The organism is Novosphingobium sp. (assembly GCF_032093395.1).
GTDB lineage: Bacteria > Pseudomonadota > Alphaproteobacteria > Sphingomonadales > Sphingomonadaceae > Novosphingobium.
The window spans coordinates 69,833-92,469 of record NZ_DAMDBA010000001.1 but is presented as its reverse complement, the minus strand read 5'-3'; the positions used below and the strand labels follow the sequence as shown (position 1 = coordinate 92,469).

Below are 22,637 nucleotides of genomic sequence, written 5' to 3'. Positions count from 1 at the left end.
ATGCGGCAGGTTCTGTTTCTGGACCTTGTGGACGAGGCCGAAGCCATTGCTCGCTACGAGGCATGGCACGCGCCGGGCGCGGTCCCGGCGGCTGTCGTCGAAAGCATCCGCGCTGCGGGAATTCGCGACATGGAAATCCATCGGACCGGCAACCGGCTGGTCATGATCATGGAGACCGGGCCCGACTTCGATCCGGCCCGGAAAGCGGCGGCCGACGCGGTCGATCCGCAGGTGCAGGCATGGGAAAGCCTGATGGATCAGTTCCAGCTACCGCTGCCCTGGTGCTCCGGAAGCAAGTGGACGCCGGCGTCTCGGATATTTTCGCTTCAGGAACAACCCTGAAGCGTTTCAGCGTTGCTGGCCGAGGCCGGTGGCTGCCCAGTAGATCCCGCCCATCAAGTGGGCGAGGTACTGCGGGTCGCGGTACGCCTCGCCATTGTGGCCCAGCGTGGTGACGAAGACCCGGCCTTTCTCGTATTGGTGCTGCCAGGCGACCGGATGGTCCCCCATGGCTTTGGCCACTTGCCCCGGCCAGATGCGGGTGGGATCGTAACTCGTTTCATCGACGCGAAGCACGCTCTCGACCTTCACGCCGTGCGGATTGGTAGTGACGTAGAACTCATCGCTCCAGATCCAGCGATGCGGCAGGCCGAAGGTCGCCGGGAAGCCGGGGTCGGCCGGGGTCACGACACCGGTCTGAAACATGGGATGGTTGACGAAGCTGCGGCCCACGAGCTTCTCGTACCAGGGCCAGTCGCCCGGCTTCGCGATCGCGGCGCGATGGACCACCATAGCGTTGCCGCCCTCGCGCATGTAGTTCTCGAAGTTCCGCCGCTGCGCCGGGTTCAGTTCCTCGCCCGGCGTGTTGAGGAACATCACGGCGGCATAGCGCTTCAGGTCGCCTTCGAAGGTGGCGGGATCGTTCGTGTAGGTAAGCTCGAAGTCGTGAAGCCGGGCAAGGTGTTCCAGGCTGTCGCGTGCTATCGGGATGTATTCGTAGTGGTACTTGTTCGGGATGGCGAGGACCAGCAGCCGGTACTGCGGATCGGCCCAGGCGCTTGCAGGAAAGGCCAAGGTCGCGAAAGTCGCGGCGATGAGCACCAGCAGCGCGCGGATCGCCCGCATCACTTGTCTATCCGCGCGGCGTAGAGCGCGTGGTGGGTCAGGATGTAGAGCGTGCTACGATCCTCACCGCCGAACACGAGTTGCAGCGGCCGTTCGGGAACGTCGATCCTCCCGATCTCGCGGCCTTCGGGCGAGTAGACGAAGACCTGCCCGTTAGCGACATAGACGCGGCCCCTGACATCGCTGGCGACACCTTCACCGCCACGCTCGGCAAAAGGCTTGAGCCCGGTCACGCTACCCCCGGCGCCCACCACGCCGCTGTAGGTTCGGTTTTCCGAAGCGTTGGTCAGGTACACCCGTTCGCCGGGCTTGCCCTGGATGAAGCCGTATGTGTCCAGCGAGTCGGAGAACCGAAGCCCCCGGTGATCGGACGGGCCCTGCGCGAAGACACGCCATGCCGGTAGCACCACGCTTCCGTCCGGCGAGGCATATTCCTGGGCCTGGGGCTTCGCCATGTTGTGCGTGAACATCGCGGCCAGGGTGGTGAATTCGTAAGTCCGGGGATCGATTTGATCCTTGAACTCGCCGTTGATCCACCAGTTTACCGGCAGCACGGTGGCGGCGCCGCTGGTGCGTTGCGCCGGGCGCGGTGCGATCACGGTCAGTTCGGTATCGGGCGATCCGGGCTTGAGGCTGTAGACGGTGCCGTTGCGCGCGAACGAGGACAGGACCAGCAGGTTGCCGGATCGGTCCACGGTCAGGTTGACCGGATCGAGCGTGGCGTCCCGCACGATCTCCAGCTTGCCCTGGTCCGACCAGCTCCAGATGCGCTGGAAATGCCGGTCGATGAAGTAGAGCTTGCCCGCCGCATCCACCGCGCCGCCGCCGATGGAGTGGAACCCGTCCGCCAGCCTTTCGACCTGTGCGCCCTCGAAGCTGGCCGGAACGACGGGGGCGGGCGCCGGTGTGGGTGGGGCGATGACGTCCAGCACCGCGAATTCACGCTCCCGCACGTCGAGGCCATGCGTCACATCGCGCAGGGCGTTTTCATAAGGAAACTTGGTCAGGCGCAGGAACGTGGCGCAGCCGTTTTCGTCGCAAGTGCCCAGACCGCTTTCGGCATTCACATGGACGTTGCGGAAGCGGATATCGTGCGAGTTGTAGAGCGTGACGGCGGCGGGTGCGGCCTTGCGGGTGCGGGTTACGCGATAGGCGTGGAGATTGGCGACCAGGATATTGCTGGAATCGCGGATTTCCAGCGCGACGGCATCGCCGCTCTCTCCGGCCTCGCCCTCGGTCTGCGGGGCGAGCAATTCCCAGTTGGATACGCGGTTGAGCCCGATCTCGGTTCGGACGTGATGTTCCACGGAGGCCTGGATGATCCGGCCCGGAGTCTTTGTGTCGGAGATCAGGATGCCGGGATGGCCGAACGTGCTGGGGCTCCAGACATTGGCGAAGGTGCCGCCGCCGCCCTGCGTGACCCAGAGGCTGGCATACTGCCCTTCCCAGCGCCGCGACGCGTCGGGATCGGCGGTGGCGTTGTTGTTGTATGGATCGGTCCGGGTGCCGTCGAAACGGTTGGTGCCGTGGCCGCCCTGGAACTTGACGTCGTTTACCATCGAGTGGGCGCCCGCCTTCCACAGCAGGGCTGTGGCGCGCGGATTGTTGCCGCTGGTGTCGAGGCCGATTCCGGCAACGATCGCATCCCCGCCCGCAGCGCTTTCGACCAGCGCCTTCGGCGCGCCGATCCCCGCGTAACCCGCCGAACCGTCCGGCAAGACGATTTGCGTCCGACTAGGGTGGAGACCGATCAGCACGGAGTCCGGACGCAATTTTAGGGTATCGCTGACCTTGTAGAAGCCGGAGGGGAGATAGACCACGCGGTGGCTGTCGATCGCCTTCTGAAGCGCGGCGGTATCGTCGGTCCGGTTGTCTCCTTTCGCGCCGAGCGTTCGGGCGCTCACCCATTCGGAAACCGGCGGCAATGCGCGGATCGCCGAGGCGGAAGGAGAGGGCAGGGAGGCGAGCGGTTCGGCATCGACTTGCGTGCGATATTCACCCATCTTGCCGAACGCCGGCAGCGTCAACCCATGGGTAAAGGAAGCGACCTTGTAGCTCTCGCCCTTGCCGGGCACCGTCTTGCCGCTGTCGCGAAAGCGCGCGAATACCGGCGTGCGGGTGGCCAGCGCATTCTGGAAGCCGACTTGCGTATAGACGTTGTTCTCGTTGGAAACGATGACGCCTGCTTTGGAGACGTTGTCGAAGCGCACGTCCTGGCCCCAGAGCCAGTCGCCGTAGCCCTTGTCGATCTCGATGCCTACGGGCGTGTCGCGGATCGAGACGTTGAGCAGTGTCAGACCGGCCTCGTGCTCGCGAATGGCGGCGTCGCGCTGGCCTTCGAAAGTGGAGTCCACCAGCGCGAAGGGCCATGCAGGCGAAGGCTTTTCCGCGAGAATGCCGTAGCGGCCGCCGCGAAAGTGCAGGTCTTCGGCCTCGTTGGCGACGTGGTAGAGCCCGGCAAGGCCGGAGCCGATGTCGAAATCGACATGGCTGACGAAGCTGTGCTGGGCGGAGTGAAAGCGGATGGCGGTGGCGGCGGGGTTGCCGTTGAGAATCCGGAAATCGATGTTGCCGAGCGCTGAGTAGAACGTGCCGGGATTGGCGTCTGCCACGTTCTTGTTGAAGGGCACGGAGCCGGGCGGCGGGAAGGCCACTTCGCGCGCGTCCTTGGGGTCGCGTTCCCGCGCGGAGCCTGCGAAGACGAGCATGTGCGCCACGCCGCGCTGGAAGCCGGGGGTTTTCGCGCCGAGCACGATGACCGGGCGCTTCTCGCCCACCCCGAAGATGCGCACGCCCGGCCAGAGGAACAGCGTGCGGCTGATGCGATAGGTACCTTGGGGCAGGAACACGATGCCGCCGCCCACGCCTTTGCCCGCAGGGCCTTGCGCGGCCTTGTCGATCGCCTGCTGGATGGCGGCGGTATCGTCCGCCACCCCGTCTCCCTTGGCCGCGACCGTGACGGCGGCGGGCTCGTCCGGCGCAACGGTGTAGACGGAAGGCGATGCGGCGAGCGGCGCTGCGGCCATCAGGGCCAGTATCGCCGTGGAGGCTCCGAAGATCGCGCGCATCGGTAATTCTCTCCGTAATATCGTCGTCCCGGACTTGATCCGGGACCGCTGGCCGGGAACGGCCCAAGTCAGTTTGATAGCGCTATCACAATGGCGCCGGCCCGCAAGGTGGGCTGTTCACCGCCAGCGGTCCCGGATCCCCCGCGTTCGCGGGGGCAGGCAAGTCCGGGACGACGCCGACGGTAGCGCATGTTTAGAAATTGAAGCGGATACCGGCGCGATAGATCCGGCCCAATGTGTCGTAGAGCGCCGGGTTCACGTCGAGCCCGGTGTTGGTCTGCGGCGAGGCGGTGGGATCCTTGTCGAACAGGTTGTCGATCTTGCCGTAGAGTTGCAGGTTCTCGTTGAACTTGAAGGTCGCGCCGATGTCCACGTAGAAGGCGCCCTTCATGGTGTTGTAGTCGATCGTCGGATGGTTGCCAGTGGAAGCCGGGCAGGACGTCTGGCACACCACGTACTGGTTGCCGAAAGTGCCGTCGCTGATCCAGCGTTCCTGCACGGTCAGGCTGAAGCGGTTGCTGTCGTAGGTCTGGATCGCCAGCCACTTCCAGTCGGGCGTGGCGCCGGCGTTGTTGCCGGCCTGATCGATCGGATCGACCCCCGCGATGCCGGCGCTGACGATGAACTTCTGAATGTGCGTGGCCAGCGCGCGGACAGTGAAGTTGCCCGGCAGGCCCAGCGGTTGCTGCCACTGGTAGCTGGCCTCGATATCGAAGCCGCTGGTCTTCCACGAGGCAAGGTTGAACGGCTGGACGTTGACGAAGTTGGTACCCTGCGCACCGTCCAGCTGGAAGCCGCCGCAGAAGGCCTGGTTGCCGTCAAAGCAGAACCGCACGATCTGGTCGGCCGAAAGGGTGGAGACCACGCCGTCCAGCTTGATGTGGTAGTAGTCGAACGAAAGGCTGAGGCCGGGCAGCCACGAGGGACGCGAGAGCACGATGCCCAGTTCGGTGTTGCGCGCCACTTCCGGCTTCAGGTCGGGGTTGCCGATCGTGTTCTGGAAGATCTGCACCGCCTGGTTGCGGAACGGGTCGTTGAAGTTGGGCACCGTGGTGACCGTCGGCGCGGCGAAGAGTTCGGAGAGGTTGGGCGCGCGCACGTCGCGCGAGGTGACCGCGCGCAGGCGGACGCCGTCGAGCGGGGTATCCCAGGTGCCGCCGACCTTCCAGGTCCAGACCGTACCCGAAGTGCTGTAGTGGGTGGCGCGGGCGGCGCCGTTCAGGTTTGCGCGGCCGAAGTCGTCGCTGTTGAGCAGCGGCAGGTCGACTTCCACGTAGCCCTCATAGACCTGATACTTGCCGCGACCGTTCTTGTAGTTGCCTGCCGCCCAGTTGCTGCCCAGCGTCGAATTGAGCAGCGGATCGGCCGGGTATTCCGGGCTGTTGGGGCTGATGTCGGACACACCGGCGCCATAGGGATCGGCGTTGACGCGATAGAACTCGCGGCGGAACTCGCCGCCGAACGCCACCGAGACCGGGCCCGCCCAGGAATCGAAGGGATTGCCCGAGAAGTTCGCGCTGACGACGTCCTGCTTCAGCTTGGTGTGCTGGAACGGACCGTTCTCATGCGGCGCAACGTAAGCGAGTGCCGAGGCGGAGGGCGCGAAGTTGCCGAAGATGTTGATCGGCTGGCATCCGTTGGCGCGCGCTACCGGATCGGCGCAGACGATGGCGCCGTTGAGGGCGATGGCATTGGTCGCCGCCACGTAGCGGTTCTGCAGCACGATGTCGCGAACGTTGATGTCCGAGATGGTGGTGCCATGCTGGTAATAGGCATCGTAGTTCCAGTTCGTGCCGGCCAGTTCGAACGCGCCCTTGAGGCCGCCGACGAAGCGGTACTGCTTGCGGTCGGTATAGACGCGCGGATCGGGGAACGAGGCATTGGCGCTGCCGAAGCCGAAGCTGGTGATGCCCGCCGTGGCGCAGCGATCGCGCACCAGCTGCGGCAGGAACGGATTGGCGCATTGCACGGTCAGCGAACCCCGGTTGTATCCGGGGCTGGGCTGGTTGTTGGTCTTCACTTGCGCGACGTTGACGGTCACGTAGGCTTCGTTGTTTTCCGCGAAGTCGTAGCCGATGCGGCCGTAGCCGTTGATGCGTTCCAGCGCGGACTTGAGCGAGGCGCCCGAACCGGGCGCGCCGGACAGATCGCCGCCTTCGCAGAAGCTGTTGCCGCGGAAACAGTTGCTGACCTGCCCGTTGCCCAAGGGCTGTCCATTCGAGCCGTAATTGAAGTTGTAGGGGGTGCCGTTGGCGTCGAAGGCGATGCCTTGGAGCGGGCCGTTGTTGATGAGGCCGTAGCGGGCATACTGGTAGGGCTGCGCATAGTCGCGATAGTTGAACTGGGGCAGGCCATTGTTGGTCTGGCCGGTGTTCATCAGGGTGGTGGCGCGATACCAGTCGCGACTGCCGGCAAGATCGGTGCCGAAGTCGCCCGCGCCGACGCCGCCTTCGTGATCGTATTCGCCGCTGACGACCACATGCAGGCGGTCGTCGAGGAACGATTTGCCCCATGCGCCCTGGACCAGCACCGTCTCATCGTCGCCATACTTGGTGATGCTGCCGAGGATGTTGCCCTTGAAGCCCTCGAAATGGGTGTCGGTGATGAAGTTGACGACACCGCCGACCGCGTCCGAGCCGTAGGAGGCGGAAGCGCCGCCGGTCACCACGTCCACGCGCTTGACCAGCAACTGCGGGAACATGCTGATGTCCGGAACGCCGGTCACGTTGGCACCGACCACGCGTTGACCATCGAGCAAGGTCAGCGTGCGGATCGGCTGGAGACCGCGCAGCGAGAAGGAGCTGAGGCCCTGCTGTCCGCTCGACGTGCTGAAAGTGCCCGTGGATGCGCCGGTGGAACCCTGAAGCGAGGGCAACTGGGCGATCGTGGTGAAGATGTTGGGCTGCGCGTTGGCGTTGATCTGCTCCTGGCCGATCACGGTCGTGGGGGTCGGCGCGTTGAAGCCGCTGGTGGTGATGCGCGAGCCGGTGACCACGATTTCCGCCGCCTGGCGGTCGGAGGCAGGCTCTGCCGGGGCCTCTGCGACCGCCGCAGGCTCCGGGGTCTGCTGCGGGGTCTGTTCCTGGGCCTGCGCCTGCTGGGCACCCGCGAGCGAAACGGCCACGAGCGCGACGAGGCTGGCCCCAAGGTTAGCCCCAACGCGCTGGCGGTGAATGGTTGTCCTCATTTTCATCGATCCTTCCCCTTTTCCTTCGAACCTCCCCTTGCGGAAAGGCCCTCCCATTCTTGTTCGTTCGTCGTGTCCGCGCGCATCCTTGCCGAGGGATCGGTCATGGGTGCGCGGCGTAAAGTGCGTGGTGCGTCAGGATGAACAGCGTGTTGCCGTCCGCGCCGCCGAACAGGATCTGGAGCGGGCGATCGGGCACATCGATGCGGCGCTGCTCGCGGCCGTCCGGCCCGTAGACATAGACCTGCCCGTTGGCCACGTAGACCCTTCCCTGGCGGTCGACCGCGACGCTCTCTCCGCCGCGCGGCGCAAAAGGCTTGAGGTCACGCAGGGCACCGCCCTGGCCGATGGCGGCGCTATAGGTCACGTTCTCGGCGCCGTTGGTGACGAAGACCCGCTCGCCGGTCCGGGCGGAGATCAGGCCGTTCGCGTTCAGGCTGTTGGACCAGCGCCAGCCGACATGATCGACCGGCCCCTGCTGCCAGACGCGGAAGGCCGGAAGCGCCAGGCTGCCGTCCGGCGAGACATATTCCTGGGCCTTGGCCGCACCCGCGTCCTGCGCGAAGAGTTCGGCCAGGGTGGTGAACTGGTAGCTCTTGTGGTCCAGCTGGTCGCGGAACTCACCGTTGATCCACCAGTTGACCGGCACCAACGTGCGCGCCGCGGACTTTCCGCCCACGGGGGTGGGCGCAATCACCGTCATCCGGTCCTTGGGACCGGCGGGATCGATCGAATAGACCCCTCCCTTGGCGCCCAGCGAGGACTGCACCAGCAAGTGGCCGGAGGCGTCGACCGCCAGGTTCACCGGATCGAGCGCATTGTCGCGCACCACTTCCAGCCCGCGTTCGCCGGTCCAGCGATGGATGCGCTGGAAGCGGCGGTCGATGAAGTAGAGCGCGCCCTTGGCGTCGGTGGTCGCGCCGGAGATCGACCAGAAGCCGTCGGCCAGTTTCTCCACGGGCACGGGCGATGTCACGGCGGCGGGGGCAGCGCTGCCGCTTTTTCCGATATCGAGGCTGGCGAATTCCCGCTCGCGCACGACGCTCTTGCCGGTCACGTCCTCTATCGCGTTGTCGAACGGGTACTTGCTGGCGCGCAGGAAAGTGCCGCAGCCTTCGTCGTCGCAAGTGGCATAGCCGCTCTCGGCATTGACGTGGACGTTGCGGAAACGGATGTCGCTGGAGTTGAACAGTTTCGTGGCGCTGCGCGCCGGGTGATAGCTGCGCGTCACGCGATAGGCGTGATAGTTGGCGAACAGGAGATTGCGCGAATTGCGGATCTCCAGCGAGATCGCGTCCGGACCGTCACCCACTTCCTGCTCGGTCTGCGGCGCCAGGAACTCCCAGTTCTCCACATTATCGAGCACGATCTCGTTGCGGGCGTGATGCTCTACCGACATCTCGTAGACGTGGCCTGGGGTGCTGGTGTCCGTCACCATGAAACCGGACTGAGCGAAAGTGTTCGGGCTCCACACGTCCGCGAACGTGCCGCCGCCGCCATCGGTCACCCAGATGCTGGGATATTGCGCGTCCCACCGGCCGTCGGCCACGGGATCGCCGCTGCGTGCGGAGAGGGAGCCCAGCGGCTTGCCGTCGGCGGTGGGCGTGCCGCCGCCGCCCATGATCTTCACGTCCTCGACCAGGCTGTTCTCGCCCGAACGCCAGAGGAGCGCGCTGGCACGCGGATTGACGCGGCCGGTGAACAGGCCGATGCCGGAGAGCACATTGTCTTCCCCGCGCGGGCTTTCGAGGATCGGCAGGACCGCGCCAAGCCCGGCATGGGCGGCATTTCCGTCCGGGATATAGAGCTGCGTCATCGCCGGATGGAGGCCGATCAGCACGTTGTCCGGACGCAGGGTCAGGCGGTTGGTCACCTTGTAGAAGCCCGCCGGGAAATAGAGCACGCGGTTCGCGTCTATCGCCCGCTGGATGGCTGCCGTATCGTCGGCAGTACCGTCGCCCACGGCGCCCTGACTGCGCACGTCTACCCATTCCGACATCGGCGGCAGATCGCGGATCGCACCCTTGCGCGGGGCGGGCAGGGCGGGAAGTCCCTCGATATCCGCCCTGGTCGCATAGGTGCCGTCGCTGCCCAGTGCGGGAACGGCGAGGCCGTAGGAAAAGGCGGAAACCTTGTAGGCCGGGCCCTTGCCCGCAACGGTCCTGCCACTGTCGCGGAAGCGCGCGAAGACGGGCGTGCCGCTGGCGAGCGCGTTCTCGAAGCCGATCTGGGTGAAGACGTTGTTCTCGTTCGAGATGACCACGCCCGCCTTGCTGACGTTTTCGAACCGGACGTCCTTGCCCCAGAGGGAATCGCCGTAGCCGCGATCGACCTCGATCCCCACCGGCGTGTCGCGGATCAGGACGTTGACCATGGTCAGGCCCACCTCGTGCTCGCGAATGGCGGCATCGCGCTGCCCGTTGAAGCTGGAATCGAGCAGGGTGAACTGCCAGGCGGGAGAGGTTTTCTCGGTGACGATGCCATAGCGGCCGCCGTGGAAGTGGACGTTCTCGATGACGTTGCCGGCCTGGTAGACACCGGCGAAGGCCGAACCCAGGCGGAAGTCCATGTGGCTGAGGAAGGCGTGCTGGGCCATGCGGAAGCGCACCCCGGCAGCGGCGGGATTGCCTTCGCCGATCTCGATATCGAGATTGCTCATGGCCGAATAGAACGTGCCGGAGTTGGCATCGCGCACGGTCTTGTCGCGGGGAACCACGGTGGGCACCGGAACGGGGACGTCGCCGACCGCATATTGGTCTCCCCCGGCGAAGACGATCATCGTCGAGACGCCTTTCTGGAAGCCGGGCGTGCGCGGTGCGAGAACGATGGTGGGGCGGTCCTGGCCGAAGCCGTAGACTCGCACGCCTGGCGGCACGATCAGACTGCGGGTGATGCGGTAACGGCCCGAGGGGAGCAGTACCATGCCGTGTCCGCCGGAATCTCGCGCCCTGTCGGTTGCGGCGTCAAGCGCGTCCTGGATCGCGGCGGTATCGTCGGTGCGGCCGTCGCCTGCCGCCTTCACGGTAACGGCCCGAGGCTCGTTGGGCGCGACGGGGAAGACGGATGTTCCGGCAGCGCGCGCGCCCGCGTGGGGGACAAGCGCAGTCGCCGCCAGCAGTGCCGTCATCAATGCGCCCCGTCCGATCATTGCCGTCTCCCTGCCGGATTCTCTTTGTCGCCCTTTGCTAATGCGGGTGGCGCGGCTTGGCACTTGCGACAAAGGTCGTAGTTCCCACCGGACAGTCGCCGCCCGTATAGCTTACCCATCATCGCGATGGGCCTTGCGCCGTCGCCGGGCTGCAAGGACCCCGATTTGCCAAAATCCTCAGGAAGCGCCGCCGATGTTCCCGGCGCCATCATCGTCATGGGCGTCAGTGGTTGTGGCAAGTCCACGCTGGGTGCGCTGCTGGCCGAAGCGCTCGATTGCGAGTTCCTCGAAGGCGACATGTTCCATTCGCCGGAAGCGGTGGAGAAGATGCGCGCCGGCCAGGCATTGACCGACGAGGACCGCTGGCCCTGGCTGGACCGGCTGGGTGCAGCTGCCGCCGAAGCCGTCTTGAAGCAGGGACGCGTGGTGGTTGCCTGCTCGGCTCTACGCCTGGCCTACCGGGACCGCCTGCGGGCGGCGATCGGGAATGGAGCGCGGTTCGTGCTGCTGGAGGCGAGCCGGGAAAACCTCTTCGCGCGCCTCGGCAACCGCCCCGGCCACTACATGCCGGCAAGCCTGCTGGACAGCCAGCTCGCCACGCTCGAAGCGCCGATGGCGGGCGAACAGGTGGTGGTACTGGCAAGCGAGGAAGCGCCCGAAATCCTGCGCGACCGGGTGCTGCGGACTTTCGGTCCGTGAGCACCGGAAGCGCGAAAGGCCGCCGTTCGCAGGCCCGCATGGGCTGAATCCCCATACACCCTAGGGCATCAGGCGGCGGCGGCCTTCCCATAGGTGCCAGCGCATGGCCAGGGCCGCGCCTTCGGCATCCTGCGCCCGGATGGCATCGACGATCACCTCGTGCTCGCGCAGCATCGTCGCGATGACCTCGGGCGGGCGCGAGCGGGAGATATCGACCCCGGCGCGCATGATCTTCTCCACGTCCGACCAGAGCGCGTCGAACGTCACAAGGAAGGCGGGATTGCCGGTTGCGGCGGCGATGCGGCGGTGCAGTTCCATGTCCTCGGCATGGGCGGGCGCGTTGGACAGCAGCGCCTGACGCAGCATCTCCATGCCTTCCTCGACATGGGCCATCTCCATCGAGGTACGCCGGGTGGCGGCAAGCCGACAGGCCTCCGCCTCCAGCACGAAGCGCACTTCGTAACTGCCCAGCGTCGTCGGAAGCTCACTCATCGGCATGAAGGCGGCGAGCCGGTCCGAAGGGCGGCTTTTCACGAAAGAGCCCGCGCCGCGCCGCGCCTCGGTGATGCCGTCGGAGGCGAGGCGCACCAGCGCCTCGCGCACGATGGCACGCGATACGCCGAACATCTCCGCCAGCCGCGCCTCCGAAGGCAGGCGCGCGCCTACCTCCAGTTCCTTCGACTTGATGATCTCGACGATACCCGCATAGGCATGGTCGGAAAGCCGTGCCTGGTTCATCGCTGGTTCTGCCTGCCCGTCATGCCGTCCCTTTGTTAGATCACGCTGCTGGCCGCAAGCACCAGCAACAGCCCGACCACCGCGACCACCGTTTCCATGATCGACCAGGTGCGGAAGGTGCCGGGCATGTCGGTGCCGAGGTAGCTCTTCACCAGCCAGAAGCCGGGGTCGTTGACGTGGGAGAAGAATAGCGATCCGGCACCGATGGCCAGCACCATCCATTCGGGCTCCACGCCCGATGCGGCCACGAGGCCCTGCATCACGCCTGCCGTGGTGATCGTGGCGACGGTCGCGGAGCCGGTGGCGAGGCGGATGCAGACCGAAACGCCCCAGGCCAGGAGCAGCGGAGAGATCGCGCCGCCGCCCGCCAGCCGCACCAGCATGTCGGAAAGCCCGGCGGTCACCAGCACCTGCTTCAGCGCGCCGCCGGCACCGATCGCCAGCAGGATGCCGCCGGCGGGCGCCATGGCCTCCAGCCAGATCGAATCCTGGATGCGACGCTCTCCCAGCCGCCGTCCGAACAGGAGCGGCAGGGCGACGAGGTTGGCGAGCAAAAGGGCGACCACCGGATCGCTCACCCAGGTCAGCCACACCAAGGGGGCGGCGATCGCGGGGGGTGCCATCGCCACGGCCTGACCGGCCGCGATCAACACCACCGGCAGCAGCACTGCCGTCAGGGTGCGGCCGACGGACGGCGGCGCCATGTCGATCGTCTCGGGTGCGAGCAGGGGCGGGCTGAGCTTGACCCCGCGCGCGGTGAAACGGGCGAGCACCGGCCCGGCGATGATCGCGGTGGGGATGCCGACCAGCAGGCCATAAGCGAGCGTGAGGCCCAGGTTCGCACCGAGCGCATTGACCGCCAGCAGCGGTCCCGGATGCGGCGGAACCAGCGCGTGGACGACCGAAAGCCCGGACAGTGCCGGCAACATCAGGCGCAGCTTGGATTCGTCGTCGTCCATCCCCTTGGGCAGCGCGGCAGCGGCAGAGGCCACGATCGGCAGCAGCAGCACCAGCCCCGTCTCGAAGAACAGCGGCAGGCCGATCAGCAGGGCGGTGAACAGGCTGGCCCAGGGCGCGCCCTTGATTCCGGAAACGCGGAGCGCCGCGCGCGCCAGCCCGGCGGCACCGTTGGACAGTTGCAGCATCGCGCCGAGGCCCAGACCCAGCGCAACGACCAGACCGGTGCCGCCCAGGATCGTGCCCGCGCCCTTTTCGACGGACTTGGCGGTTTCCTCCAGCGGGATTCCGGCCAGGATGCCCACCGTGAAGGCACCGCACAGCAGGCCGACGAAGGGGTGGAGCCTGCCACGAACGATCAGCGCGATCGATAGCGCGATGCCCGCGATCGCGGACAGGACGAGCCTGATATCTTCAGGAGTCACGGGTGGATCGATTCGCTAAATGAAGCCTGGATCGTGCGCTTTGGGCCGAACGGCTGCGATCGATGAAATGACGGCGTCATCCCTCGCCTCTCCCTTCTCTCTTCCCGATCCGGCTTCGGCCGGCGGGGCGTTGGTTGCGTTTTCGCTTTGGTGATCGAAGCGGCAGGGCCGTTCAAATCTGTTGGACAGGTTATAGCTGCAAGATCGGTGTATTCTAGATATTTTAGTGTCTGCGGCAAAATTTTGCTTGAACCTGTCAGACTGATTCCAGTATCACAGGGATCAACGAACTCGGCGCGGCGGGTCTCTTTATCCTTGAGCGGCGCCACAAGAAACGAGTCACCTAGGGAGAGAAAGAGATGCACCTCGTTGCAGATCTGTGCACGGTTCCCCTCAGCCAGGATGTCGCCGCGTGGGAGGCTCCGGCCGAACCGCTCCATTTCACGCCCACCCAGCTAAAGGTGCTGCGCTGCGTCCGTTCGGGCCTGCTCAACAAGCAGATCGCCTACGAACTGGGCATGGCGGAGGCCACCGTCAAAGTTCACATGACGGCGCTGATGCGCAAGCTCAACGTGCGCAACCGCACCCAGGTCGCCATCGCGGCCGGACGCCTGGCAAGAGCCTGATCTTTCCGAAGGAACTGACGGTGGCGATAGGAACACGGCGCGAGGTGCTTGGGATCGGCGCGGGGGTCGCGGCTCTGGGCTTGGCGCCCGGACTCGCGGGGCAGAGCCATGCCAGCACGCGCAAGATCGGATACGCGGTCGTCGGCCTGGGATACTATGCCACCCGGCAGATCATGCCGAACTTCGCGGGATGCGAACATTCGCGTCTCGTCGCGCTGGTGAGCGGAACGCCCGCAAAGCTGGAGCAATACGGCGCGCAGTACGGCATTCCCGCCAGTCACCGCTACAGTTACGACCAGTTCGACACGATCCGCGACAATCCGGATATCGACGCCGTCTACATCGTCCTGCCCAATAGTCTCCACGCCGAATACAGCATTCGCGCGGCGCAGGCGGGCAAGCATGTCCTTTGCGAGAAACCGATGGCGACCTCGGTGGCGGAATGCCAGGCGATGATCGCGGCCAGCCGCAAGGCCGGGAAGAAGCTGATGATCGGCTATCGCTCGCGGTTCGAGCCTTACAACCGATTGGCGATAGAACTGGCGCGGGGCGGCCATGTCGGCCCAACCCGGCTTGTCACGGCCGAGCACGGCTTCCCCATCAAGCCCGATCAGTGGCGGCTGGATAAAGCGCTGTCGGGCGGCGGCTCGATGATGGACATCGGCATCTACAGCCTCAACGCCGCGCGCTATCTCACGGGCGAGGAACCCGCCGAGGTCAGCGCGGTGGAATCGACCGACCGTTCCGATCCGCGCTTCCGCACCGTGGAAGATCGCGTCAGCTTCGTGCTGCGCTTCCCTTCGGGCATCCAGGCCAACTGCATCTCCAGCTACAGTTCGGCGCACAACGGCTATCGGGTGATCGGCACGCAAGGCTGGATCGCCTTGGAGCCTGCCACGCCCTACACCGGCCAGGCCATGACCATTCGCAAGGACAACGTCACCACGCCCCGCACTCTGCCCGAACCCGCGCGCAACCAGTTCGTTGGACAGCTCGACCATCTGGCCGAGTGCGTGCTCACCGGAGCCACTCCGATCGTGCCGGGCGAGGAAGGCTTGGCCGATATGCGCCTGATCGAGGCGATCTATCGATCCGCAGCGGAACGTCGCCATGTCGAGCTGAAGGCATGATCGGCCGCCGCGCGGTGCTGGCCGGCCTCGCCGTCGCCCCTTTGCTGGAGGCGGCGGGAATGGCGGCGACGGATCCCGGGTTCGGCGCCGTACGCCGCCTCGATCCCGCGTTCGACCGCATCGTGGCGCCCGCTGCCTCGGTTCGTCGCCTGGCCTCGGGCTTTCGCTGGGCGGAAGGACCGGTGTGGGTTCCGGCCCAGAATGCGCTGCTGTTCGGCGATCCGCCCAGCAATACGGTGCATCGCTGGACGGCCGCCAAGGGCGTCGAAGTGTTCCTGCGCCCCTCGGGGCTCCGGACGCCGGTGCCTGCGAGCATACGCGAGCCCGGCCTCAACGGCATTGCCCTGGATGCGCGCGGCAGGTTGATCGGGGCGGACAGCGGATCACGCGCGATCGTGCGCATAGACCTGGAAACCCGGCGCCGGGACGTGCTGGTCGATCGCTTCGAGGGCAAGCGCCTGAACAGCCCCAACGACCTCTGCGTGGCGAAGTCCGGCGCCATCTACTTCACCGATCCGACATACGGGTTGGCGGACGGAGACGGATCGACACTGCGGGAAGTGCCGTGGTGCGGCCTCTATCGGCTTTCTCCGGACGGGAAGCTGGACCTGCTGGACAAGAGCCATCGTCGGCCCAACGGCGTCGCGCTTTCGCCGGACGAGCGCACGCTCTACTTGTCCCTCTCGGACGAAGCGCAACCGGAAGTGCTGGCCTATGCGCTGGATGCCAAGGGCATGCCGGGCGAACGGCGGCGGTTCCTGGACCTGCGCGCCGAACATGCGGCGGGCCGTCCGGGTCTGCCCGACGGCATCAAGGTGGATGCGCGTGGTAACGTCTTCGCGACGGGGCCGGGCGGGGTCCACGGCTGTGACGCGGACGGGCGCGTGCTCGGGGTGGTAGAGACCGGCAAGGCCGTTGCCAACTGCGCCATCGGGGAAGGCGGGCGGACGCTGTTCATGACATCGTCCGACATGCTCGCCGCGATCCAGCTGGAGTCTTAGAGATCGTTTGAAAAATGCCTGAAGGGCATTTTTAGAGCGGCACCGGCCCACCGTATTTCTCAGGCGCCCCCACCCTACCACCCGCAGGATACTACCGTTGGGTGGTAGGGTGGGGGCGCCTGAGGAATATAGGGGGCCGGTGCCGCGAAATTCGCCTGCGGTGAATTTTCAAACAGACTTTCTAACCCGCCGCCACTTCCACCGGACGGTTCGGCATGAACAGCAGCAGGACCGCACCCAGCAGCACCGTGACGCCGCATAGCGCCAGGAACGGCGCGAAACTGCCGCCCCCGCGCAAGATGAAGCTCAGCATGATCGCGCCCAGCGATGCGGCTCCGGCAATGATCGCGGTCATCATGCCCATGACCGAGCTGTAGACCTGCACACCGAACGCCCGCGCGACGAGGAAGCTGATGAGGTCGCCCTCCGCGCCGAAAGTGAGCCCGATCATCACCACGCTCATCGCCACGATCATGGGCGAGGACAAGGATGAGGCCATCAGGAACAGCCCGACGGATGACAGGGCCATGGCCACGAAGGCGACCAGATGGGCCGGCAGTCGATCCAGCGCGAGTCCACAGGCGAAGCGGCCCGCCAGCGTGCCCGAGGCGAAAGCCGAGATCATCACGGCGATGCTGCCGGTTTCGATGCCCTTGTCGAGCAGGACGAGGTTGAGCTGCGAAAGGGCGATGATCTGCGGAAGATTGCAGAACAGCATGGCGCCGGCGAGAATCCAGAAGGCGCGGCTGCTGAAAATGACCGGATAGTCCTTCCGCGCCGACCGCTTGGGCTTGTCGGTTCCTGCGGGGTGCCGCTCGGACGGCATCAGCAGCAGCGCCAGGCCGCCCAGCAGCGCGGATACCACGGCGACGAGCATGTAGCCCGATCGCCAGCCGTTCGCCTCGACGTACTGGTTGAGCAGCGGGGCGGCGACAACACCCATGGCCGCCGGGCCGGATGCCACGATGGCCAGCGCCACGCCGCGCGCATGGACGACGTGTTGTACCACGGCCCGGCTGTAGACGGTTGCGGTGGTGGTTATGCAGATGAGCCCCATCGCCACGAACAGGGCGATGTAGACGCGGATATCCCCGTTCATGCGGCTGAGCAGCCCATAGCCGAGCGGGCAGGCCACGACCCCGATGAAGGCGGTGCGCTTCACGCCCACCACGTCGGTCAACCGCCCGATGAAGGGGAATACCAGCACGCAAACCAGCGTAAGGCTGCCTACCGCCGCGAAGTCCGCCTTGGACCACCCGAACTCGCGAAGGAGATGCGGCGCCATGATGCTGGTTATGTAATTGGTGATCGAATAGCCTGAACTCAGGCCGATGATCGCCGCCAGCAGGGGGCGCCATTGTGCCCGCAGTTCCTGAAGGTAGGCCGGCATTCCATGCTCTCCCGAAGCGCTTCCGTTTCCGGGGGCAGCGCTGTTGCCGCTTGGCCCCCCATCGGAACGGCGCTGTGCGCACCTGTCCGACTTACCGCTCGAAGCTGGCCCGGAATGCATCATGCATCAAGCAGGGCGGCAGCCGCCGGGGCGATATGGCATTTCCGTTCCGTAAAGTGCGGGAATGGCCGAAAGGTTGTCCGCCGAGGCTTGCGACGCAGAGGGTGCGTCCTATGTTTGTGGCAGCGGGCCACCCGCCCGCAGCGGCATTGGAGATGAGCATGGGTTTAGAAGGACGTGAGCTGAGATCGACGGTGCAGGACGGGCGGCTCCGCCTCTCCCTGGAAACCGTGCGCATCGATGATCCCGCCGATGACGAGATCGTGGTGCGGGTGGAAGCGGCGCCGATCAATCCCAGCGACATCGGGCTGCTGATCGGCCCGGCGGATCTCCAGAGTCTTCGCGAGGAGGCGGGTGGCCTTTCTTTCGATATCCCGCAGGCGCGCCTGGGTTCCGTCGCCGGTCGGGCGGGGCAGTCGATGCCGGTGGGCAATGAAGGCGCAGGCACGGTCGTGGCGGCGGGCAAGGCGGTGGCGCATCTCCAGGGTCGGCGCGTCGGCATGATCGGCGGCGCCATGTACGCCGACTATCGCCGCATCCGTGCGGCCGATGCGGTTCCCTTGCCGGAGGACGCGACGGCGGCCGATGGCGCCGCGATGTTCGTCAATCCGCTTACGGCGCTGGGCTTCGTGGAGACGGCCCGGCAAGGGGGGCACAAGGCGATCGTGCACACCGCCGCCGCATCGAATCTGGGCCAGATGCTCCAGAGGATCTGCCTTGCCGACGGGATCGCGCTGGTGAACATCGTCCGCTCGGAGGAACAGGCCGAAATCCTTCGGCGCATCGGCACGACCCACGTCCTGAACAGCAAGGACACGGACTTCGCGGAAAACCTTGCGAGCGCGGTCGAGCAGACCGGGGCGACGATCGCGTTCGATGCCATCGGCGGGGGTACGCTGGGCAGCGACATCCTGCGGGCCATCGAGCGCGCCTCGGTCAAGGCTTCGGCCGAGTACAGCCGCTATGGCTCCACCGTGCTCAAGGAACTCTACATCTATGGCGCGCTGGACATGTCACCGACCACGCTGGATCGCATGGCGTTCGGTTTCCAGTGGAGCGTGTCCGGATGGCTGCTGTTCCCGTTTCTCCAGAAGGCCGGCCCCGAGGTCGCCGCAAGGTTGCGCGCGCGCGTGGTCGCAGAATTGAAGACGACCTTCGCCAGCCGTTACACGCGGGTGATCGGCCTGGCCGAGGCGCTCGATCCCGACGTGCTGCGCGCCTACGAGCGCAAGGCGACGGGCGAGAAGTTCCTGATCGATCCGACCAGGGGATAGCTAGGAGTTCGAGCGCCTGATGCGGTAAGGGCCGGTCCTTGCCGCCAGCGGCTGACCCTTCCAGCTCAATTCGACAAGTCCCTCGGCGAGCAGGCGGTCTACGGCGGCATGGATGGCCGGCATGCCGCTGCGCCAGCTTTCGGGTGAAGCCATGGCGCGCGCCGCTTCGCTGGGGCAGATCGTTTCATCCGGCCTGCGGGCGGCCAGGAGTTCCAGGATCGTGTTCCGCGCGTCGGCGGTCATTTCCGGCGCGGCCCGCGCGGCGCGGATCGGCCCTTCGTCATCGGATCGGGCTTGGGCGGCGGTGTCCAGCCCGGAGGCGGTGTCCTGCGCTGGTGGTTGGTCCCGAGGCCCATGGCGCCCGGTTTCTGGCGGGCGAGGCCCGACATGTCGGCTGTTTCCGCATCCACTTCCGTCGCCCCGCCCCGCAGCAGGTTGATCCGGTCGCGGCAGCGCTTCGCTTCCTCGAAATCGAGCGCGCGGACGGCCGCTTCCATCTTCTCCTGCAAGGCCCGGATCGTTTCGGTCATCATCGCCAAACGCACCAGGCGCCCTCCGGTTACTGTGATACCGATCCTTGCCGACGTGCATGGCCTTTTCCCTCCGACCTGCTTATCGTGCCGCGTAAATATAGTCATGGGAGGGAGAATCTGATGCGCAAGTGTGCGCCGCTGATCGCGGCTGGGGCTTTGGTGATCGGGGTGCTGGCAAGCTTTCCCGCGATGGCCAAACCGGTAACCGATTGCCCGTTGCGAGACGCGCCCTTTTCCGCCGAATCGCCGCTGATCGACATTCTTCTCAGCCCCGCTGCCAAAGCGGTCGTGGAAGCGACGGCGGGCTCCACGCTGGACAAGGTGCCGGCGCGTTTTGCGGGAACGACACCGCCCAGTTTCGCGGCGATCCTGTCGCTGCGTTCGGCTTCGATGTTCACGGGGCTGAAGGCCAATGCCCTGGCCGATGTCGATGCCCGGTTGCGGAAGCTTCCCGTTACCGACGCGGACCGGTCGGCCCGGTGCGCCCGCTATGACAACGACGTGCCGGTGTTCACGCTCAAGCCCGGCAAGCGCCACATACTGGTGTTCGAGAAGATCAACGGGTTCCGCGACGGCCCCTCCGTAGAAGCCGCCCATGCCGCGTTCGTCGCGATGGCGGAGCGCAAGGGCTGGGATCTGGTGACCACCGACAAGGGCGGGGCCTTCAATGCGGCGACGCTGGGGCAGTTCGATGCCGTGATCTGGAATAACGTCAGCGGCGACGTGCTCACCCTTTCGCAACGCGCCGCCTTCCAGCGGTTCCTGGAGCGTGGCGGCGGCTTCGTGGGCGTTCACGGAACTGCCGGCGATCCGTCCTATTTCTGGGACTGGTATGCCGACACGCTGATCGGCGCCCGTTTCAAGGGCCATCCGATGAACCCGCAGTACCAGGAAGCGCGCATCGCGGTGGATATTGCCAGCCCGCTTGCCGCCGGACTTCCGGCGGAGTGGCGCATGACCGATGAATGGTATTCCTTCAGCACCAATCCGCGCAAGGCGGGTGCAAAGGTGGTCCTGAGCCTTGACGAGAGCACCTACAGCCCGGTCGGCCCGATGAGCGTGGACTTGCGGATGGGCGATCATCCGCTGGCCTGGACGAATTGCATCGGCAAGGGGCGGATGTTCTATTCGGCGATCGGCCATCGGCCCGAAACCTACAGCCGGCCCGAATATGTCACCCTACTGGAAACCGCCATCGCCTGGGCGGCGGAAGACCGAAAGGCCTGCCCTTAAGCAGCAATTACGGTTGCACTGACGGCCTGACTGCGCCGGGCGCGCGGTCAGGCCGAGGGTCTTGGCCTTAGGACTTCTGCGACAGAATCCAGTTGTCCACCACGCGTTCCAGCACTGTCAGCGGCATGCCGCCGCCGGCCAGGGCGGTATCGTGGAAGTTCCGGATATCGAAGCGCGGGCCGAGCGCGGCCTTCGCCTTTTCGCGCAGGCGAAGCCATTCGTTGTGCCCCACCTTGTACGCGCAGGCCTGGCCCGGCCATGAGCAGTACCGCTCGATTTCCGAGGTGGCGCCGCCTTCGGCCCGGCCGGTGTTGTCGATGAAGTAGCGGATCGCCTGTTCGCGGCTCCACCCCTTGGCGTGAATGCCGGTATCGACCACCAGGCGCACGGCCCGGAACAGCAGGCTCTGGTAGAAGCCCACCCGGCCCAGCGGGTCGTTGTCGTAAGCGCCCAGTTCGTCGGCAAGCTGTTCCGCATAGAGGCCCCAGCCTTCGCCGTAGCTGGAGAAGAACATCAGGTTCATCAGCTTGGGTGCGGCGGCGCTTTCCTGCTGGAGCGCGATCTGCAGGTGATGGCCGGGAATGGCCTCATGATAAGTGAGGGTGGGCAGGCCGAACTTCGGCCAGTTGGCCGTATCGGTCAGGTTGATCCAGTAGATCCCCGGGCGCGTTCCATCCAGGCTGGGCGAATTGTAGTAGCCCTGCGACGCGCCTTCCTGGATTTCGGGCGGCACCCGCTTGATCTCTACGCCCGACTTGGGCAGGCGGCCGAACGCCTTCGGCAGCAGGGCCTGCATCGCGGCCATCTGCTCGTTCAGATGCGCGATCAGTTCGGTCTTGGCGGCATCGGTATTGGGATAGACGTTCGCCGGGTTGGCGGTCAGCGAGGCCATGCGTTCGCCCACGGTCCCCTGAGACATGCCCTGCTTCTTCAGCAGCGCGTCGGAGCGGGCAGTGAGGTCGGCAACCTGCTCAAGCCCGATACGGTGGATTTCGTCGGCGGAAAGCCGCGTGGTGGTGATGTAGTTCAGGCTGTTCGCGTAATACTGCGCACCCTGGGGAAGCCGGGATACCGAGGCATCATGGCCCGCCTTCGGCAGGACCGCCTTCAGGGCATCGTTCTGGCGCTGGAGCGCCGGATAGACGCGATCGGAAACCAGCTTTTCCACACGCGCGCCCCAGTCGCCGGGGATCGACATTTCATGGGTGCGCCGCGTGATCGACTGGACCAGCGTGGACTGTCCCGCCGCCGTACCGAGCATTCCGGCCTGGAGGCCGATGGTCTTGTTCAGGATGAAGTCCGGCGGGATGACGCCTAGGCCGAAATCCTCGCGCATCCGGTCCGTTTCGGCGGCAAGCACATCGGCGAAGTCGGAAACGCGCGAGACATAGGCCTCGGCATCCGCGGCGGTCTTGATGGTGTGCTGGTTGTCCAGGAAGTCGGCCGTATTCAGATAGGCGCCGCCGCCCTGGCTGACCCGGTAGACCTGCGGCCAGCCGCCCTGTCCGTAAGGGATGGCGAAAGTCCTGATGACGCCGTCGAGATTGGCCGCGATCGTATCGTAATAGATGCCATCCTGCGTGCTCATCCCGGCCCTGTTCAGGGTGCCCAGTTCGGCGCGGGCGGCGCGGGTGCGGGCCCGGTCCTGCTCCTCACGCTCCCGCGTCGGGACGGTGAGGCGGGATTTCAGCGCCGCGCGGGCGCCGGTATCCAGGCCCAGCTGCGTCGCCGTTTCGGGCGAGGCATCGACCTGGGTGTCGAAATACTTGTCCATGAAGGCCGCGAGCGCGGGATCGCCCGCCCCTTGGGCCTTTCGTGCGCCAGATACGCCGGCGAAGGCAGGGCCGGCGGCGGCCACGGCAGCCCCCATCGATGCGGAAGCAAGGAAGTGGCGACGGTCGATCATGGCAGCTCCGACAATGGTTTAGTCTAGACCTATGCCATTGTGCCGGTGGAATGCAATGGAGCCGGAGAACGCGACTT

Annotated in this window: 18 protein-coding genes; 7 read left to right on the top strand and 11 right to left on the bottom strand. The window is 65.9% G+C overall.

Translation table 11 applies throughout. From position 1 onward, the window contains the following. Complete coding sequence (locus tag RT424_RS00340; protein WP_313433711.1) at positions 1-342, top strand: L-rhamnose mutarotase; 342 nt, start codon at positions 1-3, stop codon at positions 340-342. A 6-nt stretch (positions 343-348) separates the two neighbouring features. On the opposite strand, the gene RT424_RS00335 is transcribed toward RT424_RS00340, so the two are convergent. From RT424_RS00335 to RT424_RS00320, 4 genes are all read right to left on the bottom strand, one after another. Then, positions 349-1,125 carry a ThuA domain-containing protein gene (locus RT424_RS00335; RefSeq protein ID WP_313433612.1) on the bottom strand — a complete coding sequence of 259 codons (777 nt, stop codon included), beginning with the start codon at positions 1,123-1,125 and terminating at the stop codon, positions 349-351. Then, positions 1,125-4,193, bottom strand: a complete 3,069-nt coding sequence (locus RT424_RS00330; protein ID WP_313433610.1) for a glycosyl hydrolase family 28-related protein — start codon at positions 4,191-4,193, stop codon at positions 1,125-1,127. Before RT424_RS00330 ends, RT424_RS00335 begins: the two co-directional genes overlap by 1 nt. 193 nt (positions 4,194-4,386) lie before the next feature. Further along, a complete protein-coding gene (locus tag RT424_RS00325; protein WP_313433608.1) occupies positions 4,387-7,386 on the bottom strand; it encodes a TonB-dependent receptor domain-containing protein in 3,000 nt (999 codons plus the stop codon). Between the two features lie 97 nt (positions 7,387-7,483). Continuing rightward, complete coding sequence (locus tag RT424_RS00320) at positions 7,484-10,528, bottom strand: glycosyl hydrolase family 28-related protein (protein ID WP_313433605.1); 3,045 nt, start codon at positions 10,526-10,528, stop codon at positions 7,484-7,486. 216 nt (positions 10,529-10,744) lie between these two features. On the opposite strand from RT424_RS00320, the gene RT424_RS00315 reads away from it, so the two are divergent. Next, positions 10,745-11,227: a gluconokinase gene (locus RT424_RS00315; protein ID WP_313433709.1), complete on the top strand. Its 483-nt coding sequence runs from the start codon at positions 10,745-10,747 to the stop codon at positions 11,225-11,227. 60 nt (positions 11,228-11,287) lie between these two features. On the opposite strand, the gene RT424_RS00310 is transcribed toward RT424_RS00315, so the two are convergent. The 3 genes from RT424_RS00310 to RT424_RS00300 are packed head-to-tail and all read right to left on the bottom strand — an operon-like array spanning position 11,288 to position 13,712. Beyond that, positions 11,288-11,965, bottom strand: coding sequence for a FadR/GntR family transcriptional regulator (locus RT424_RS00310; protein ID WP_313433604.1), 678 nt, complete (start codon positions 11,963-11,965; stop codon positions 11,288-11,290). 35 nt (positions 11,966-12,000) lie between these two features. Further along, entirely contained in the window at positions 12,001-13,347 is a 1,347-nt protein-coding gene (locus tag RT424_RS00305) for a gluconate:H+ symporter (protein WP_313433602.1), read from the bottom strand. After that, entirely contained in the window at positions 13,344-13,712 is a 369-nt protein-coding gene (locus RT424_RS00300) for a hypothetical protein (RefSeq protein ID WP_313433601.1), read from the bottom strand. The genes RT424_RS00305 and RT424_RS00300 overlap by 4 nt, the downstream gene beginning before the upstream one ends. Here RT424_RS00300 and RT424_RS00295 point away from each other — a divergent pair. Genes RT424_RS00295 through RT424_RS00285 form a run of 3 tightly spaced genes read left to right on the top strand, consistent with a single transcriptional unit; the run spans position 13,707 to position 16,104 of the window. Further along, positions 13,707-13,973 (top strand): LuxR C-terminal-related transcriptional regulator, encoded by a 267-nt coding sequence (locus tag RT424_RS00295; RefSeq protein WP_313433599.1) that lies wholly within the window; start codon positions 13,707-13,709, stop codon positions 13,971-13,973. The genes RT424_RS00300 and RT424_RS00295 overlap by 6 nt on opposite strands. Positions 13,974-13,999: 26 nt before the next feature. After that, positions 14,000-15,103, top strand: a complete 1,104-nt coding sequence (locus RT424_RS00290; protein WP_409521406.1) for a Gfo/Idh/MocA family protein — start codon at positions 14,000-14,002, stop codon at positions 15,101-15,103. After that, positions 15,100-16,104: an SMP-30/gluconolactonase/LRE family protein gene (locus RT424_RS00285; protein ID WP_313433594.1), complete on the top strand. Its 1,005-nt coding sequence runs from the start codon at positions 15,100-15,102 to the stop codon at positions 16,102-16,104. Before RT424_RS00290 ends, RT424_RS00285 begins: the two co-directional genes overlap by 4 nt. Positions 16,105-16,285: 181 nt before the next feature. Here the strand turns inward: RT424_RS00285 and RT424_RS00280 are convergent, their stop codons facing one another. Next, complete coding sequence (locus tag RT424_RS00280; RefSeq protein ID WP_313433593.1) at positions 16,286-17,494, bottom strand: MFS transporter; 1,209 nt, start codon at positions 17,492-17,494, stop codon at positions 16,286-16,288. 281 nt (positions 17,495-17,775) lie between these two features. Here RT424_RS00280 and RT424_RS00275 point away from each other — a divergent pair, with 281 nt between their 5' ends. After that, on the top strand, positions 17,776-18,888 hold the full coding sequence (locus RT424_RS00275) for a zinc-binding dehydrogenase (RefSeq protein ID WP_313433591.1): 1,113 nt from the start codon (positions 17,776-17,778) through the stop codon (positions 18,886-18,888). On the opposite strand, the gene RT424_RS00270 is transcribed toward RT424_RS00275, so the two are convergent. Both RT424_RS00270 and RT424_RS00265 read right to left on the bottom strand, forming a co-directional pair. Beyond that, positions 18,889-19,131, bottom strand: coding sequence for a DUF3253 domain-containing protein (locus RT424_RS00270; protein WP_313433588.1), 243 nt, complete (start codon positions 19,129-19,131; stop codon positions 18,889-18,891). Further along, on the bottom strand, positions 19,128-19,418 hold the full coding sequence (locus tag RT424_RS00265) for a UvrB/UvrC motif-containing protein (RefSeq protein ID WP_313433708.1): 291 nt from the start codon (positions 19,416-19,418) through the stop codon (positions 19,128-19,130). Before RT424_RS00265 ends, RT424_RS00270 begins: the two co-directional genes overlap by 4 nt. Positions 19,419-19,541: 123 nt before the next feature. On the opposite strand from RT424_RS00265, the gene RT424_RS00260 reads away from it, so the two are divergent. After that, positions 19,542-20,654, top strand: a complete 1,113-nt coding sequence (locus tag RT424_RS00260; protein WP_313433585.1) for a ThuA domain-containing protein — start codon at positions 19,542-19,544, stop codon at positions 20,652-20,654. 67 nt (positions 20,655-20,721) lie between these two features. Here RT424_RS00260 and RT424_RS00255 read toward each other — a convergent pair whose 3' ends face one another. Then, positions 20,722-22,560, bottom strand: coding sequence for a DUF885 family protein (locus RT424_RS00255; protein WP_313433582.1), 1,839 nt, complete (start codon positions 22,558-22,560; stop codon positions 20,722-20,724). Positions 22,561-22,637: the final 77 nt, after the last annotated feature.

Coding starts and splice junctions, on each gene's coding strand:
- RT424_RS00315 (WP_313433709.1), top strand. CDS start 10,745: ATGGGCGTCAGTGGTTGTGGCAAGTCCACGCTGGGTGCGCTGCTGGCC.
- RT424_RS00270 (WP_313433588.1), bottom strand. CDS start 19,131: ATGACCGCCGACGCGCGGAACACGATCCTGGAACTCCTGGCCGCCCGC.
- RT424_RS00265 (WP_313433708.1), bottom strand. CDS start 19,418: ATGACCGAAACGATCCGGGCCTTGCAGGAGAAGATGGAAGCGGCCGTC.
- RT424_RS00285 (WP_313433594.1), top strand. CDS start 15,100: ATGATCGGCCGCCGCGCGGTGCTGGCCGGCCTCGCCGTCGCCCCTTTG.
- RT424_RS00260 (WP_313433585.1), top strand. CDS start 19,542: ATGCGCAAGTGTGCGCCGCTGATCGCGGCTGGGGCTTTGGTGATCGGG.
- RT424_RS00320 (WP_313433605.1), bottom strand. CDS start 10,528: ATGATCGGACGGGGCGCATTGATGACGGCACTGCTGGCGGCGACTGCG.
- RT424_RS00280 (WP_313433593.1), bottom strand. CDS start 17,494: ATGCCGGCCTACCTTCAGGAACTGCGGGCACAATGGCGCCCCCTGCTG.
- RT424_RS00330 (WP_313433610.1), bottom strand. CDS start 4,193: ATGCGCGCGATCTTCGGAGCCTCCACGGCGATACTGGCCCTGATGGCC.
- RT424_RS00275 (WP_313433591.1), top strand. CDS start 17,776: ATGGGTTTAGAAGGACGTGAGCTGAGATCGACGGTGCAGGACGGGCGG.
- RT424_RS00340 (WP_313433711.1), top strand. CDS start 1: ATGCGGCAGGTTCTGTTTCTGGACCTTGTGGACGAGGCCGAAGCCATT.
- RT424_RS00335 (WP_313433612.1), bottom strand. CDS start 1,125: ATGCGGGCGATCCGCGCGCTGCTGGTGCTCATCGCCGCGACTTTCGCG.
- RT424_RS00295 (WP_313433599.1), top strand. CDS start 13,707: ATGCACCTCGTTGCAGATCTGTGCACGGTTCCCCTCAGCCAGGATGTC.
- RT424_RS00310 (WP_313433604.1), bottom strand. CDS start 11,965: ATGAACCAGGCACGGCTTTCCGACCATGCCTATGCGGGTATCGTCGAG.
- RT424_RS00325 (WP_313433608.1), bottom strand. CDS start 7,386: ATGAAAATGAGGACAACCATTCACCGCCAGCGCGTTGGGGCTAACCTT.
- RT424_RS00255 (WP_313433582.1), bottom strand. CDS start 22,560: ATGATCGACCGTCGCCACTTCCTTGCTTCCGCATCGATGGGGGCTGCC.